The following is a 17,669-nucleotide window of genomic DNA, read 5'->3' as shown; positions in this document are numbered from 1 at the left end:
ACTTTAATTTGTATGGTTAAGCCTCACGGGTAATTAGTACAAGTTAGCTCAATGCCTCACAGCACTTACACACCTTGCCTATCAACGTTGTAGTCTCCAACGGCCCTTCAGGGGACTTAAAGTCCCAGTGAGAACTCATCTCGAGGCCTGCTTCCCGCTTAGATGCTTTCAGCGGTTATCAGTTCCGAACTTAGCTACCGGGCAATGCTATTGGCATAACAACCCGAACACCAGTGGTTCGTCCACTCCGGTCCTCTCGTACTAGGAGCAGCTCCTCTCAATTCTCAAACGCCCACGGCAGATAGGGACCGAACTGTCTCACGACGTTCTAAACCCAGCTCGCGTACCACTTTAAATGGCGAACAGCCATACCCTTGGGACCAACTTCAGCCCCAGGATGTGATGAGCCGACATCGAGGTGCCAAACACCGCCGTCGATATGAACTCTTGGGCGGTATCAGCCTGTTATCCCCGGAGTACCTTTTATCCGTTGAGCGATGGCCCTTCCATTCAGAACCACCGGATCACTAAGACCTACTTTCGTACCTGCTCGACGTGTCTGTCTCGCAGTTAAGCTGGCTTATGCCTTTGCACTAACCACATGATGTCCAACCATGTTTAGCCAACCTTCGTGCTCCTCCGTTACTCTTTGGGAGGAGACCGCCCCAGTCAAACTACCCACCAGACACTGTCCGCAATCCCGATAAGGGACCTACGTTAGAACATCAAACGTACAAGGGTGGTATTTCAAGATAGACTCCACATCATCTAGCGACAATGTTTCACAGTCTCCCACCTATCCTACACATGTAGGTTCAATGTTCAGTGCCAAGCTATAGTAAAGGTTCACGGGGTCTTTCCGTCTAGCCGCGGGTACACTGCATCTTAACAGCGATTTCAATTTCACTGAGTCTCGGGTGGAGACAGCGTGGCCATCATTACGCCATTCGTGCAGGTCGGAACTTACCCGACAAGGAATTTCGCTACCTTAGGACCGTTATAGTTACGGCCGCCGTTTACCGGGGCTTCGATCATGAGCTTCGACCTAAGTCTAACCCAATCAATTAACCTTCCGGCACCGGGCAGGCGTCACACCGTATACGTCATCTTTCGATTTTGCACAGTGCTGTGTTTTTAATAAACAGTTGCAGCCACCATTTCTCTGCGACCAACAATAGCTTACGGAGCAAGTCCTTCACCATCATTGGCGTACCTTCTCCCGAAGTTACGGTACCATTTTGCCTAGTTCCTTCACCCGAGTTCTCTCAAGCGCCTTAGTATTCTCTACCTAACCACCTGTGTCGGTTTGGGGTACGATTCTCTTATATCTGAAGCTTAGAGGTTTTTCCTGGAAGCCGGGTATCAACTACTTCATCTCCGTAGAGACTCGTCATCAGTTCTCAGCCTTAATGTATTCCCGGATTTGCCTAAGAATACAGCCTACAACCTTAAACATGGACAACCATCGCCATGCTAGCCTAACCTTCTCCGTCACCCCATCGCAATATAAGTGAGTACTGGAATATTAACCAGTTTCCCATCGACTACGCCTTTCGGCCTCGCCTTAGGGGTCGACTCACCCTGCCCCGATTAACGTTGGACAGGAACCCTTGGTCTTTCGGCGTGGAGGTTTTTCACCCCCATTATCGTTACTCATGTCAACATTCGCACTTCTGATACCTCCAGCAAGCTTCTCAACTCACCTTCAACGGCTTACAGAACGCTCCTCTACCATGCAAGAACAAGTCTTGCATCCGTAGCTTCGGTGGTATGTTTAGCCCCGTTAAATCTTCCGCGCAGACCGACTCGACCAGTGAGCTATTACGCTTTCTTTAAAAGATGGCTGCTTCTAAGCCAACTTCCTGGCTGTCTGAGCCTTTCCACATCGTTTCCCACTTAACATACACTTTGGGACCTTAGCTGACGGTCTGGGTTGTTTCCCTTTCCACGACGGACGTTAGCACCCGCCGTGTGTCTCCCGCGATTGAACTTATTGGTATTCGGAGTTTGCAAAGGGTTGGTAAGTCGGGATGACCCCCTAGCCTTAACAGTGCTCTACCCCCAATAGTTAGACGCGAGGCGCTACCTAAATAGCTTTCGAGGAGAACCAGCTATCTCCCGGTTTGATTGGCCTTTCACCCCCAGCCACAAGTCATCCGCTAATTTTTCAACATTAGTCGGTTCGGTCCTCCAGTTGATGTTACTCAACCTTCAACCTGCCCATGGCTAGATCACCGGGTTTCGGGTCTAATCCCAGCAACTATTCGCGCAGTTAACACTCGGTTTCCCTACGGCTCCGCTATTCGCTTAACCTTGCTACTGAAATTAAGTCGTTGACCCATTATACAAAAGGTACGCAGTCACAGAACAAGTCTGCTCCCACTGCTTGTACGTATACGGTTTCAGGTTCTATTTCACTCCCCTCACAGGGGTTCTTTTCGCCTTTCCCTCACGGTACTGGTTCACTATCGGTCAGTCAGTAGTATTTAGCCTTGGAAGATGGTCCTCCCATATTCAAACAGCATATCACGTGTGCCGTCCTACTCGATTTCACAGTAAGGTCGTTTTCATGTACGGGACTATCACCCTGTATCGTGAAACTTTCCAGAATCTTCCACTAACTTCCAAACTGCTTAAGGGCTAGACCCCGTTCGCTCGCCGCTACTAAGGGTATCTCTATTGATTTCTTTTCCTCGGGGTACTTAGATGTTTCAGTTCTCCCGGTTCGCTTCGTAACGCTATGTATTCACGTTACGATACTCTACAAAGTAGAGTGGGTTCCCCCATTCGGAAATCTGTGGATTAACGCTTTTTATCAACTCCCCACAGCTTAACGCAGATTAACACGTCCTTCATCGCCTCTGACTGCCTAGGCATCCACCGTATACGCTTAGTCACTTAACCATACAATCTAAAGTCGACCGTACAATTGAAATAACTAGGTATTATCTAGTTTTTTTCGCCTCAAGAATACTCAAGAACACTATATTGTTATTACCTAAGTAATAACGTGTTTTAAGAACTTCTTTATTTATTCAGCTTTCCAAATTTTTAAAGAGCAATTTGCTAAAAAGCAAAGGTAAGCATTAAGCTTGCTTAGCTTTGTATTTTAACAACTATGATGTGGTGGAGCTATGCGGGATCGAACCGCAGACCTCCTGCGTGCAAGGCAGGCGCTCTCCCAGCTGAGCTATAGCCCCACATCATAGAGTTCGTAAGAAGATTGGTAGGACTGAGTAGATTTGAACTACCGACCTCACCCTTATCAGGGGCGCGCTCTAACCAACTGAGCTACAGTCCTATCGCATTTCTTACATGCTTTTTACTTTTCTATTCAAGCAATTTGTGTGGGCACTTACAAAAATTAACAACTTTACGTAAGGAGGTGATCCAGCCCCAGGTTCCCCTAGGGCTACCTTGTTACGACTTCACCCCAGTCATGAACCACACCGTGGTCATCGCCCTCCCGAAGGTTAAGCTAATGACTTCTGGTGCAGCCCACTCCCATGGTGTGACGGGCGGTGTGTACAAGGCCCGGGAACGTATTCACCGTGACATTCTGATTCACGATTACTAGCGATTCCGACTTCATGGGGTCGAGTTGCAGACCCCAATCCGGACTACGACGCACTTTATGGGATTCGCTTACCATCGCTGGTTTGCAGCCCTTTGTATGCGCCATTGTAGCACGTGTGTAGCCCTACTCGTAAGGGCCATGATGACTTGACGTCGTCCCCACCTTCCTCCGGTTTATCACCGGCAGTCTCCTTAGAGTTCCCACCATTACGTGCTGGCAAATAAGGATAAGGGTTGCGCTCGTTGCGGGACTTAACCCAACATTTCACAACACGAGCTGACGACAGCCATGCAGCACCTGTCTCATAGTTCCCGAAGGCACCAATTCATCTCTGAAAAGTTCTATGGATGTCAAGAGTAGGTAAGGTTCTTCGCGTTGCATCGAATTAAACCACATGCTCCACCGCTTGTGCGGGCCCCCGTCAATTCATTTGAGTTTTAACCTTGCGGCCGTACTCCCCAGGCGGTCTACTTAATGCGTTAGCTTAAGAGCCCAGTTCTCAAGGAACCAAACTCCGAGTAGACATCGTTTACGGCGTGGACTACCGGGGTATCTAATCCCGTTTGCTACCCACGCTTTCGCATCTGAGCGTCAGTTACTTGCCAGGTGGCCGCCTTCGCCACTGGTATTCCTTCAGATCTCTACGCATTTCACCGCTACACCTGAAATTCTACCACCCTCTCAAGAACTCTAGTTTGCCAGTTCGAAATGCAGTTCCCAGGTTGAGCCCGGGGCTTTCACATCTCGCTTAACAAACCGCCTGCATGCGCTTTACGCCCAGTAATTCCGATTAACGCTTGCACCCTCCGTATTACCGCGGCTGCTGGCACGGAGTTAGCCGGTGCTTCTTCTGCGAGTAACGTCACAGTAAGCAGTTATTAACTACTTACCTTTCCTCCTCGCTGAAAGTACTTTACAACCCGAAGGCCTTCTTCATACACGCGGTATGGCTGCATCAGAGTTTCCTCCATTGTGCAATATTCCCCACTGCTGCCTCCCGTAGGAGTCTGGACCGTGTCTCAGTTCCAGTGTGGCTGATCATCCTCTCAGACCAGCTAGGGATCGTCGCCTTGGTGAGCTCTTACCTCACCAACAAGCTAATCCCACTTGGGCTCATCTAGTCGCGAGAGCTTTCAAGAAGAGGCCCCCTTTCACCCGTAGGTCGTATGCGGTATTAGCAGTCGTTTCCAACTGTTGTCCCCCTCGACTAGGCAGATTCCCAAGCATTACTCACCCGTCCGCCGCTCGACGCCAGAATAGCAAGCTATTCTTCGTTTCCGCTCGACTTGCATGTGTTAAGCCTACCGCCAGCGTTCAATCTGAGCCATGATCAAACTCTTCAATTAAAGTTTTTTTGACTGATTACCTAAGTAATCAAGTCGGCTCAATGAATTCTGTACTTCAACAACAAACCGAGGTTTGTTGTTTATAAAACCAAATCTTTCGATTTAATTTAATGTTCATAATTACATTGATATAATTTTTGGTCATTATATCTCTGTAAGTACTCACACAGATTGCTTGAATAAATTGTTAAAGAGCGTTGACCTTGACGCCTTGCGTCGTAGTCAGGCTGCGTATTCTACGCAAACCAATTTTGAAGTCAAGCACATATTTACGCTTTATTCTGGAAGCTTAAAAAGTAACCTAAGTCATTTAAAACACCCTACTGAACGACGTTTGCCGTGTCAGTGGGCGCTATTATAGGGAAAACGAATTTATAGGCAAGCATTTCATTGAAAGGAACTAAAAACCATATTCCAAGGCCACTTTACACACGTAAAACGGTTAATTTAAACGCTAAACGTACATTAGAGTGCTATAAGTAAAGAATAAACTATAACTGTTTAGCAAATGCAGTGACTTTATCCCAGTCTGTAAACTCAATATCTTTCGTTTTGTCAGTACTACCACCCGTTATTTTCATAATTAGCTGGATAATGAGTGTTTGCCACCAATTATATTTCGAATATAACAATGCGCCTGCAAATACAGCTTGCTGCTTAGGTACCCAATTCGACTTTTCTAAAAACGCCTGCATATATGCATTTGTTTCAGGTGTATTCTTTTCTGCTTTTCTTGCCGTTAAGTTAACACAGAAAAAAGCATTATCTTTTGCTTCCAACTCTGCTTTATGTGCAGCAACAAATTTATATAGTTTTTTATTTAAATGACCATAACGAACAGAGGCTCCGATAATGACCTTATCAAATATCGCCATATCAATATGCTGACATTCTTCAATGCTCATCACTTCACAGTGGTAGTCGTTCGCGATAGTCTTTTCAATTGCGTTAATTATTTTTAACGTTTGACCATCTACCGTAGAATACAGTACTAACATTTTTTTCATTATAGGTTCCACTTAACTACGCCAAAAAGCTGGAGTAAATAAAATTAATAAGGTAAAGACTTCTAAACGACCAAATAACATAGCAACAACTAATATCCATTTTGCACTATCATTCACATCACCAAAATGAACAGCAACTTGACCAAGGCCTGGGCCTAAGTTGTTTAAAGTCGCGACCACTGCAGAAAATGCCGACAGTTCATCCATTCCTGTTGCGATCAATGCCAACATGCAAATAACAAAAACCAGTGCGTAAGCCGAAAAGAATCCCCAGACAGCATCGATAACACGATCGGGTAAGACTTTTTTACCTAGTTTAATTTTGTATACCGCACGTGGGTGAACCAATCGCTTCATCTCACGCATACCTTGTAAATACAGCAATAGAATACGAACGACTTTCATGCCGCCACCAGTCGAGCCAGCACAACCACCAATGAAACTTGAAAATACAAGTAATACGGGTAAGAACAATGGCCAATCTTGAAAGCTAGTCGTAGTGAAACCAGCGGTAGTTGAAATAGAGACGGCCTGAAACAGTGCTTTATCTAACGCCATTTCTGGAGAGTCGTAAACACCGTGTGCTAACAGTATAAAGAAACAAATAGCAACGAGTGCCAACTGCACAAACAAGAATGCGCGTAATTCCGGATCTCGTAAGTACGCACCGGGCTTAAAACCTTTAATAGAGAATGCAGCAAAATGTAATGAAAAGTTAATACCCGCGATAATTAAGAACACCACAGTGATCATATTAATAACTGAACTGTCAAAGTGCCCCATACTACTATCGTGAGTTGAGAACCCGCCAATCGCGATTGTTGAAAAACTATGTGAGATAGCATCAAAGATCGTCATACCTGCTAGCCAAAATGCCATAGCACAAACAACGGTAAGGCAAAGGTAAATATACCATAGCGCTTTTGCGGTCTCAGCTATTCGGGGAGTCATCTTAGAATCTTTAACCGGTCCAGGTGTTTCAGCACGATAGAGCTGCATACCACCAATACCTAAAACAGGTAACACCGCGACAGCAAGTACAATGATACCCATACCGCCTAGCCACTGTAGAAACTGACGATAAAATAAGAGCGCTTTGGGTAATTCATCAAGACCAACAATAACGGTTGCTCCCGTTGTTGTTAAACCCGAAAACGATTCAAAGAAGGCACCCGCGACGCTAAGGTCAGGCTTTTCGGAAAGGATAAAAGGTAATGCACCAATACTCCCCAGTACAGTCCAAAACAAAACTACAATCAGAAACCCGTCTTTTGCTTTTAATTCTTTTTTATAATTACGGTTTTTGTACCATAAAATACTGCCTAGCGTTACACAGAATGCAAAAGAATTAATGAAGACTAGACCACCACCATCCTTGTAAATTGCGGCGATCAGTGCAGGGAAAACCATTGTTACACTAAAAATAGTAACTAATATCCCAACAATTCTTAAAATTGCCCTGAATTGCATTATTGTTTTTATCCCTAAATATTAATCGACCACAGTGACATTAACTTGGCCATTTGTTTTATTTTTAACAGCTACAATAAACGCTTGTGTATGCCTTGCATCAACATCAAGCTGCATTATTACTTGCTCGCCATATTCAGCATGCTTTAATTTACCATTATATACTGAAAATAAACTCTCTATTGCGGCTATTTGAGCATAATTGCAAGTTAGATTAAGTTCTACATATATAAGACATTCAATAGGATCTATTAATTTTAAAACTTGTTGTACACCGCCAGCATAAGCACGAACGAGCCCACCTGTTCCTAATTTTATACCGCCATAATAACGTACAACAACTGCCGTCATTTCTCCGACATTACTTCCAACTAAGCAGTTTAGGATGGGTTTACCCGCTGTACCAGATGGTTCTCCGTCATCACTGAAGCCATATTGCTGACCATCACTTGGACGACCGGCGACAAATGCCCAACAATGATGACGCGCATCAGGGTGCTGAGCTTTAATATCCCGAACAAATTGTTCAGCTTTTTGGCGTCCTTTAGTTGGAGCAAGATAAGTAATAAATCGGCTTTTTTTAATTTCTTCGGTATAGTCATAAGCCTGCTCTAAAACAAAGTAAGGGCTATTTGCTGTCATTTATATCCTATCTATATTCTACTATCGAAATATTCATCGCTATTCTACTGCTATATGCCTGTTGATAATAGCAGGTTCAGGATCACAAATTTTAAAAGTTAAATGCTAGTTAACTTTTTATTATTAAAGATTCAACAACAAACACCTAACAATTAAAAACAGTTGTAAGCCGAATGTTTTACAGTTAATAAAACTAAAAGCCACAACAAAACAAGCGTGAAAAGCTATTAAACAGCCAAATCCAAGTCCCAGAGGCCAACACGAAACATAAATAACTTATTTTACCAAAATTACACCTTACTCTATTCAATATATAAACAATACTACTTAGTGAATAGTTTGTTGTCACCACTGCTACAAAAAGTTAAACAGTCGTTTAAAATAAGTGTTGAAATCTTGTTAGATTATCGACAGAATGAGATTAACCAGTACCCTACATCACTGGTAAATAGCAAACGGAGCTGATGATCACCATCGCTTTAGCAAGGAGAAACGTAATGATTTACCAAGCCGAACAACTCTCGGTCACTCTATTAGAAGATGGCATCGCAGAATTAAAATATGACGCGAAAGGCCCAGTTAATAAATTTGATCAAGCAACATTACAAGCATTAACTGAAGCTGTAAAAGTACTACAGACTAATTCAGACATTAAAGGACTAATTCAAACATCAGGAAAAGGTGCATTCATCGTTGGCGCTGATATCACTGAATTCCTTGAGCTGTTTAAACTACCTGAAGCTGAATTACTTGGTTGGTTGGAACAAGCAAATGCAGTATTCAACGCGATTGAAGACCTGCCTTATCCAACAATTTCAGCTGTTAACGGTCATGCTCTTGGCGGTGGTTGTGAAGCAATTCTTGCTACGGATTTCCGTGTAGCAGACACAACAGCACGTATCGGCTTACCTGAAACTAAATTAGGCATCATGCCTGGTTTTGGTGGCACAGTACGTTTACCACGTCTGATCGGCGCAGATAATGCAGTTGAATGGATCACAACAGGTAAAGATTATAAAGCACCTGCAGCCCTTAAGTTTGGCACTGTAGATGCAGTTGTAGCACCAGAAAAATTACGTGATGCTGCACTATCTATGATTAAAGATGCGATTGCAGGCAAACTTGACTGGCAATCACGTCGCGCTCAAAAACAAGCGCCACTAGGTTTAAACAAAATTGAAGCAACAATGAGCTTCTCTACTGCACTTGGTATGGTATACGCAAAAGCGGGTAAACATTATCCAGCACCAACAGCAGCAGTTAAAACAGTTGAAGCAGCAGCAAGAATGGACCGCACTGGTGCACTTGGTGTAGAAGCAGCAACATTCATTAAACTTGCTAAAACAGATGCAGCGCAAGCATTAGTTGGCTTATTCCTAAGTGACCAAGCATTAAAAGCTGGCGCGAAGAAAGCAGCAAAAGCAGGTAAAGCAACAAATAAAGCAGCCGTACTTGGCGCTGGTATCATGGGTGGCGGTATCGCTTACCAATCAGCAGTAAAAGGCACGCCTGTTATCATGAAAGATATCAACGATGCAGCACTTGATCTTGGTATGAGTACTGCGTCAGGTTTATTAACAACACAGCTAAAACGTGGCCGTATTGATGGAACTAAACTTGCGAAAGTTATTTCTTCAATCACACCGACGCTAAGCTATAACTCAGTTGATGAAGCTGACATTATCGTTGAAGCGGTTGTTGAAAATCCAAAAATTAAAGCAGCTGTACTGGCTGAGTTAGAAGATAACGTAAGTGAAGACACTGTAATCACTTCAAACACGTCAACGATTCCAATTAATGTACTTGCGAAGAGCTTAAAACGCCCAGAACAATTCTGTGGTATGCACTTCTTCAATCCTGTACACAAAATGCCACTTGTAGAAATCATCCGTGGTGAGAAATCATCTGATGAAACAATTGCTACAACAGTTGCTTACGCTGCGAAAATGGGCAAAACACCTATCGTTGTTAATGACTGCCCAGGTTTCTTCGTTAACCGCGTATTATTCCCTTACTTCTTCGGCTTCTCAAAATTAATCGCTGACGGCGCTGACTTTGTTGCTGTTGATAAAGTAATGGAGAAAGAATTCGGTTGGCCAATGGGTCCTGCATATCTGTTAGATGTTGTTGGTATTGATACTGGTCACCATGCTGCAGCAGTTATGGCAGATGGTTTCCCAGAACGTATGGCTAAAACAGGCAAAGATTCTATCGATGTTATGTTTGAAGCAACACGTTACGGTCAGAAAAATGGCATTGGTTTCTATTCTTACGCTAAAGATCGTCGTGGTCGCGTTCAGAAAACACCTGATGCGAAAAGCTATGAACTACTTGCTGAAGTAGCTAGCGAAAAAGCTGATTTCACTAAAGATGAGATCATTGCTCGTTGTATGATCCCAATGATTAACGAAGTTGTTCGTTGTCTTGAAGAAGGTATTGTTGCTACACCAGGTGATGCTGATATGGCACTTATCTATGGTATTGGCTTCCCTCCATTCCGTGGTGGTGTATTCCGTTACCTAGATACTATGGGTCTAGATAAATACATTGAATTAGCAGATTCACTTGCTGATTTAGGACCTCTTTACCAAGTAACTGATGGCTTGCGTCAACGCGCAGCTGACGGCAAAACTTTTTACTAAGACACGAACGAGGATAATAAAATGAGAGATGTAGTTGTAGTCGATTGTCTACGTACACCTATGGGTCGTTCTAAAGCCGGTGCATTCCGTAACGTTCGTGCTGAAGATCTATCTGCAAAATTAATGAAAGGCTTACTTGACCGTAACCCTGAAGTCGATCCAAATGACATCGAAGATGTTTATTGGGGTTGTGTTCAGCAAACGCTAGAGCAAGGTTTTAATATCGCCCGTAATGCTTCATTACTTGCTGGTATCCCAATCACAGCAGGCGCAACAACAGTGAACCGTCTATGTGGTTCATCAATGCAAGCTATCCATGATGCTACACGTGCGATCGCAATGGGCGACGGCGACGTGATGATCATTGGTGGTGTTGAACACATGGGTCACGTTCCAATGAATCATGGTGTTGATTTCCACGTTGGTCTTGCTAAATCAACAGCGAAAGCTGCTGGTATGATGGGCCTAACAGCTGAAATGCTAGGTAAATTACACGGCATTACACGTGAACAACAAGATGCATTTGCAGTACGTTCACACAAATTAGCGCAAGCCGCGACAGTTTCAGGTCGTTTCAAACGTGAGATTCTACCAATTGAAGGTCACGATGCTGATGGCATTTTAAAATTGTATGATTTCGATGAAGTAATTCGTCCAGAAACATCAATGGAAAGCCTAGGTGGTTTACGCCCAGTATTTGATCCAGTAAACGGTACAGTAACAGCGGGTACATCATCTGCATTATCAGATGGCGCTTCTGCAATGTTACTTATGTCTGCAGACAAAGCGAAAGAACTTGGTCTTAAGCCTCGTGCTAAAGTTGTTTCTATGGCTGTTGCAGGTTGTGATCCATCAATCATGGGTTACGGTCCAGTTCCAGCAACGAAGAAAGCACTTAAGCGTGCAGGTCTAACAATTGACGATATCGATGTATTCGAATTAAATGAAGCATTCGCAGCGCAATCTTTACCTTGTGTTAAAGATTTAGGCTTAGAAGATGTTGTTGATACTAAGATCAACCTTAACGGTGGTGCTATCTCACTAGGTCACCCTCTAGGCTGTTCTGGTTCACGTATCTCTACAACGCTAGTTAACGAACTTGAAGTTCAAGGCGGTAAATATGGTCTAGCGACTATGTGTATTGGTCTTGGTCAAGGTATCGCGACTATCTTTGAGCGTATCGAAGACTAATAACCGCATACAAAAAATACGGTTAGTTAATCTATATCAAGCCAACTATGACGATAGTTGGCTTTTTCTTATCTTCTTCTTGAAATTTCCCCCTCCAAGCTGTTCAATACGAGTTCGCAATGTAAATAACGGACTGGCACATGAGCACAAAAAAGCAAATATTAGTCGTTGATGACGATGTTGAGATTAAAGAACTACTCAGTGAATACCTTAATCAAGCAGGTTTTTCAGTGCTAACTGCCGGTGAAGGTAAAGAAATGCAACGCGTCTTAGCCACCAATACCCCCGATCTGATCGTATTAGATGTGATGATGCCAGGCGATGATGGGTTTACATTGTGTCAAAAAATTCGTCGAACCTCACAGGTTCCTATTATTATGCTGACAGCCAATTCAGATGAAGCAGATAGGATTGTTGGATTAGAAATTGGTGCTGATGATTACATGGCTAAACCGTTTAGTCCGCGTGAATTACTCGCAAGAATAAAAGCGCTATTACGCCGTTCCAGTTATACCAAGCCAACGCAAGGGCGTTATTTTGTCTTTGCTCACTGGAAATTGGATACCTTAACGCGCCAACTCATTAGCTTAACGGACAATAGTGCAACAGAGTTATCAGGCAGTGAATTTAATATGCTTAAACTATTTGTATTAAATCCGAATCAAGTTCTCAGCCGGGATGCCTTGTCTGATGCAACCCGAGGACGAGAAGCATTACCGCTAGAACGAGGCATTGATATTCAGCTTAGCCGCTTACGTCAAAAACTAGGTGATAGCAGTAAAAATCCGACGTTAATTAAAACGATTCGTGGGCGTGGCTATGTGTTGATCACTGAAGTCTCTTATGACGATTAAAGAATATATTTACCGACAATTACCCAGTTCTTTAGTTTCCAGAATGTTACTGCTGACGCTGTTATCAATCGCTACAGCGCAGCTCATCTCAACCAGTATTTGGTATAACTTCAGTAAAGACCAAGAACTTGAAGGATTAAAAAACACAGCTGAAAGCATGGCGCAAAATATTGCTTCAACAGCGACATTTTTTAATTCTTTACCACTCCAGTATCGTCACATTGTTTTAGAACAACTACGTGATTTTGGTGGTAGCCGTTATTTTGTATCATTAAATGAAGTCGAAATTGATATAGACCCTGTTCAAAACAGTGATATGAAACGCGTTGTTCTTGATGAATTCCAACGCGTGCTCAGTGATAAACTGGGGAATAATATCACCTTAAAAATGGAATTTTCGCACCCAAAAACACTACATGTTTTAAATAACGATACCTTATTATCAGAACTTCCTCGTTCTTGGGCACATTATTCATTAACGTTAGAACCTCTAAATCCACCGGTGTTAGTCATACAAATGATGCTTGCGCCTGATGAATGGCTATACATTGCAGCGTTATTACCTGCACCTTATGTGTCACTCAACGATAACATGGTGAACAATGAACAAATATTTTTCATCTTCTTAATCACCGCAAACTTAATGTGGATGATCTATGTGTTAGTTCGCTGGCAAACAAAGCCGCTTAAAAACCTTGCAGCCGCAGCGGCAACGTTAAGCCAAGATTTAGACCAGCCACCACTTGCGGAAACAGGCGCCTCTGAATTAGTCATCGCAACCAAAGCATTTAACCGTATGCATTTGCGTATCAAGCGTTATATCGACGATCGAGAGCGCTTATTTAGGTCCATATCACATGATTTAAAAACGCCAATAACACGATTACGGTTACGCGCAGAGTTACTCAATGATGATGCTAAAACAGCAAAGTTTAATAACGATCTAGATCAGTTAGAAATGATGGTAAAGGGTGCCTTACAATGCGTAAAAGATACTGATATTCATGAAAACAATGCTCTGATTGATATCCAAGAATTACTCTACGAAATAACTGAACACCATAATCATGATGAAGAAAAGGTGACCTTTGAGTTCCCTAATATTGCGGTTCATTATCGTGGAAAGCCACTGGCGATAAAACGCTGTTTAACAAATTTGGTTGAAAATGCGATTAAGTATGGTGACTTTTTACACCTCATTGTTGAACAACAGCAAGAGCACATTGTTATATGTCTAATTGATTCAGGTCCCGGTATTCCAGAAGCCATGCTAGAAGATATATTCACGCCTTATACACGAATAGCCCAAGATACCGAAGGCTCTGGGCTCGGACTCAGCATTGCACGTAATATTGCCAGTGCCCACGGCGGTACATTAACTTTACATAACAGACAAAATTCAGGGCTGAAAGTCATCTTACGACTTCCCCATAAACCTTCTTCACGAGCACACGCATGAACAACAAGTTCCAACATCTACTCGCACTACTCTGCCTATTATTAACAGCACCGGCAATGGCCAGCCAAGTTGAAGTATTACATTGGTGGACTTCTGGCGGCGAGCTCGATGCACTAAGTGAATTAAAAGAAAAAGTAGAAGAAACAGATAATACTTGGTTAGATTTTGCCATTGAAGGTGGTGGTGGTAATACAGCACTAACAGTATTACGCTCTCGAGCAGTATCGGGGAACCCACCGACAGCGGCCTTAATTAAAGGCCATAATATTCAAGAATGGGCAAAATTAGGATTCCTTACATCGCTAGATGATATCGCGACACGTGAAAAATGGGATGACAAACTACCCGAGTTCATTAAGCCAATAATGAAATATCAAGGTCATTATGTGGCGGTGCCAGTTAACATTCATCGAATTAACTGGTTATGGCTTAACGAAACTATATTTAACAAAGCCAAGATCGCTGTTCCAACAGACCTCAGCGAACTCATCGCTGTATTACCACAATTAGAAGCTGCTGGTTACTTACCAATAGCGCATACTTCAGAGCCTTGGGCTGATGCGATCTTGTTTGAATCAATTAGCTTATCTGTTTTAGGCGCAGAGCAATACAAGCAAGCATTTGTCGATCTTAATCCACAAATATTAGCCTCACCAGCAATGATCAATGCCTTTGCTCAATTACGGGCCATGTCTTTATATATTGATAAAAACGCCAAAAATCGAACTTGGGAACAATCGACTAAGCTACTTATCGACGACCAAGCTGCAATACAAATAATGGGTGATTGGGTCGCTGGTAAATTACTTCAAGAAAAGCAGCAGCTAAATACAAAGATCCGCTGTATTGAATTTCCTGGTAGTGAAGGTATATTTAGCTATAACGTTGATAGTTTTGCTTTTTTTAAATTAAAAAGTGTATCATCAGAAGTAAAAGAAGCACAGAAGACCCTGGCGAGTATTATTCTAACGCCTGAATTACAACGGGAGTTTAACGCTAAAAAAGGTTCGTTACCTATTATTAATACAGTGAATAGTAACAATTTTAACCCCTGTACACAGCAAGCATATACAGACTATCAACAAGCAATGCGTGATAACACATTAGTACCAACTTTTGCGCAGGCAATGGCAACCACAACCTATGTACAGTCAGCAATCGCGCGGGTTATTAGTAACTTTATTTATGATAAAAGCATCAGTAATGAAGCCGCAGTAGTACAACTAACCAATGCAATTAAAGCAGCACAGTAGATATAACTATCTACAATACTTTTTATACGGAGCGCAGTTCACATGCTAATGTCATGGCAAAAGTTGGCTTACTTAACAGCCAACAGTAATTTTTTTATTGCCTTAAAAGCATTTTTAGCCTCAATCACATTATTGGTACCAGGTTATTTTTTCGGTCTATCAGAACTATCAGTGACAGCGGTGCTCGGTATTGTTGCCGCAGTGATAGCTGAAGGTGATGACAGTATTAAACAACGAATTATAAATAGCCTATTAACGCTTGTCTGCTTTACTCTATCATCCTTGCTCGTCAGTCTATTATTTCCTTATCCGCTGTTCTTTTTACTCGGTAGTTGCTTATTTAGCTTTGCTATCATTATTTTAGGATCGCTAGGTAAGCGTTATGTCACCATCAGTTTTGCGACACTGATGATTGCTGTGTATACCATGCTGGGGCTTAGTCACGATGCCGAATCTGCAGCAATTCTAATCAGTGAGGTAGATTTTAATCCCGACTCATTATTACTGATTGCTGGCGCGGCTTGGTATTTTGTTATCTCGACAATATTGCTTAAAGTCACGTTATACAACCCAATCCGAGAACGGTTGGCTGACATTTATTTTTCATTAGGGTTATACCAACAAGAAAAAGCCAAATTTTTCTCACAAACAAAGCATGATCATAAAACCATTCGCCATACCTTATCGACACTAAATATTAATATCGTCAATGCCATGTCGGAATGTCGGACTAATATTGATTACCATGTCGATGAAAAAGATATTTCTCATGAACTGCAGCACTTGATTCACCTCTATCAAGAAGCCCAAGAATTACATGAAAAAATGACCTCAAGCCATTTTCACTACGACTCATTAAAACGTAATTTAAATAATGACTTAATTATTAACGGCTTCGAGCAAGTATTAAAACAACTCGCAGCAGCATGTACCCAACGTGGTAACGCGACTCTATATAAGCAAGCCTATTTACATGATCATGGTCTAACCTGGTCACTCGCGATTCTTAAACAAGAGTTACTAGCATTAGAAAAATCGCTAAAATCGCAACTATTTGGTCCATTAAAACTATTATTTAGAAATTTATGTAAAGCAGATGAGCTATTAATTAACAGCGAACCGCAAAACGATCAAGCGTACTTAGTGATGGCACCACGTGAACGCCTACCGATAAAACAACGTCTCGGTAATGCATTGCATTTATCTAGCCCTGTATTTCGCCATGCGATCCGTTTAACCATTGGTTTTGCATTCGGCATTGGTATTATTTTAGTCTCAGATCTACATGGCTACTGGGTAGTATTAACGACTCTTTTTGTATTGCAGCCTAGCTATAGTGCTACTCGCGTAAAGTTAAAACAACGAATTACAGGAACCTTGATAGGGATTATCATAGGTGCGAGCTTGCTATACCTGTTCCCAACAGAGCGTGGCCAATTATTTTTATTAGCCATATCAGCATTCCTATTCTTTTATTATTTACGTCAAAATTATAGCCGAGCGGTTACTTTTATTACCATCTTGGTTTTATCGGCATTCAATGTACTTTATCAGCAAGGTTATGTGGTTACCGTCCCACGTATCATAGATACATTAACCGGCTGTAGTATTGCCTTCTTACTCGCAAAGTTAGTACTTCCAAACTGGCAATATAAGCAATTTCCTAAGTATTTGGTTGAAGCGATCACTGCTAATCAAAATTATTTTCACGAGATCATCAAGCAATACGTTTCTGGGAAGAATAACGAATTACCGTACCGAGTCTCCCGCCGTAAAGCTTATGTCGCAGATAGTCACTTAATTGCGTCGTGGAAAGATATGCAAGTAGAACCCAACGATAAGCGCCATAAACTCAATCATGTTTACGATATTTCACGTCGAAATCATGCCATGTTATCGGCATTATCTGCATTAGGGGTACACAGAAATAAAATTATTGATGCACAATTACAGCAAGATTTAGCTTTGGTTGCGCAATTAATTAGCCACGCGTTAGAGCAAACACAAAGTACAATTTTATCGCCAGTGAGTGTCGATAAATCTTATATTAACGAGATAGAGACATTACTTAAGCGCTATGAAAATGATAACCATAAACATACGTTATTATTAATTCAAAAGCTAAAGCAGATAGTTGAGATCACAGGGGAATTACAAGTAATGGCGGATGAGATGAACCTGACTGAAAATGCCCTTGCACGAACTTAACGTGCAAGGGCAATAGCTAT

Annotated in this window: 9 protein-coding genes, 2 tRNA genes and 2 rRNA genes; 6 read left to right on the top strand and 7 right to left on the bottom strand. The window is 42.3% G+C overall.

Annotation, left to right across the window (positions count from 1 at the left end; translation table 11 throughout):
* Positions 1-12: 12 nt before the first annotated feature.
* The 7 genes from HWV00_RS00145 to HWV00_RS00115 form a co-directional block, all read right to left on the bottom strand.
* Positions 13-2,904: ribosomal RNA gene (locus tag HWV00_RS00145) — 23S ribosomal RNA — on the bottom strand.
* A gap of 220 nt (positions 2,905-3,124) precedes the next feature.
* Positions 3,125-3,200, bottom strand: a tRNA-Ala gene (locus tag HWV00_RS00140).
* Between the two features lie 24 nt (positions 3,201-3,224).
* Positions 3,225-3,301, bottom strand: a tRNA-Ile gene (locus tag HWV00_RS00135).
* A gap of 77 nt (positions 3,302-3,378) precedes the next feature.
* Positions 3,379-4,923: ribosomal RNA gene (locus HWV00_RS00130) — 16S ribosomal RNA — on the bottom strand.
* Together the 16S and 23S rRNA genes with 2 tRNA genes alongside form the textbook arrangement of a ribosomal RNA operon.
* A 491-nt stretch (positions 4,924-5,414) precedes the next feature.
* Positions 5,415-5,930, bottom strand: a complete 516-nt coding sequence (hemG, locus tag HWV00_RS00125; RefSeq protein WP_211684179.1) for a menaquinone-dependent protoporphyrinogen IX dehydrogenase — start codon at positions 5,928-5,930, stop codon at positions 5,415-5,417.
* Positions 5,931-5,942: 12 nt separating this feature from the next.
* Positions 5,943-7,400 (bottom strand): TrkH family potassium uptake protein, encoded by a 1,458-nt coding sequence (locus HWV00_RS00120; RefSeq protein ID WP_211684178.1) that lies wholly within the window; start codon positions 7,398-7,400, stop codon positions 5,943-5,945.
* Positions 7,401-7,421: 21 nt separating this feature from the next.
* Positions 7,422-8,042 carry a YigZ family protein gene (locus tag HWV00_RS00115; RefSeq protein ID WP_211684177.1) on the bottom strand — a complete coding sequence of 207 codons (621 nt, stop codon included), beginning with the start codon at positions 8,040-8,042 and terminating at the stop codon, positions 7,422-7,424.
* 497 nt (positions 8,043-8,539) lie between these two features.
* On the opposite strand from HWV00_RS00115, the gene fadB reads away from it, so the two are divergent.
* The 6 genes from fadB (at position 8,540) to yccS (ending at position 17,649) form a co-directional block, all read left to right on the top strand.
* Positions 8,540-10,684 carry a fatty acid oxidation complex subunit alpha FadB gene (fadB, locus tag HWV00_RS00110; RefSeq protein ID WP_211684176.1) on the top strand — a complete coding sequence of 715 codons (2,145 nt, stop codon included), beginning with the start codon at positions 8,540-8,542 and terminating at the stop codon, positions 10,682-10,684.
* A 21-nt stretch (positions 10,685-10,705) separates the two neighbouring features.
* Positions 10,706-11,875: an acetyl-CoA C-acyltransferase FadA gene (gene fadA, locus HWV00_RS00105; protein ID WP_211684175.1), complete on the top strand. Its 1,170-nt coding sequence runs from the start codon at positions 10,706-10,708 to the stop codon at positions 11,873-11,875.
* 140 nt (positions 11,876-12,015) lie between these two features.
* Positions 12,016-12,729, top strand: coding sequence for a response regulator (locus HWV00_RS00100; RefSeq protein WP_211684174.1), 714 nt, complete (start codon positions 12,016-12,018; stop codon positions 12,727-12,729).
* Positions 12,719-14,188 carry an ATP-binding protein gene (locus HWV00_RS00095; RefSeq protein ID WP_211684173.1) on the top strand — a complete coding sequence of 490 codons (1,470 nt, stop codon included), beginning with the start codon at positions 12,719-12,721 and terminating at the stop codon, positions 14,186-14,188. Before HWV00_RS00100 ends, HWV00_RS00095 begins: the two co-directional genes overlap by 11 nt.
* On the top strand, positions 14,185-15,441 hold the full coding sequence (locus tag HWV00_RS00090; protein WP_211684172.1) for an ABC transporter substrate-binding protein: 1,257 nt from the start codon (positions 14,185-14,187) through the stop codon (positions 15,439-15,441). The genes HWV00_RS00095 and HWV00_RS00090 overlap by 4 nt, the downstream gene beginning before the upstream one ends.
* A 42-nt stretch (positions 15,442-15,483) precedes the next feature.
* The gene (gene yccS, locus HWV00_RS00085) at positions 15,484-17,649 is read left to right on the top strand and encodes a YccS family putative transporter (protein WP_211684171.1); all 2,166 of its coding nucleotides are present in this window, start codon (positions 15,484-15,486) and stop codon (positions 17,647-17,649) included.
* Positions 17,650-17,669: the final 20 nt, after the last annotated feature.

Source organism: Moritella sp. 24 (assembly GCF_018219155.1).
GTDB lineage: Bacteria > Pseudomonadota > Gammaproteobacteria > Enterobacterales > Moritellaceae > Moritella.
This window is presented reverse-complemented; position numbering and strand designations above follow the sequence as displayed.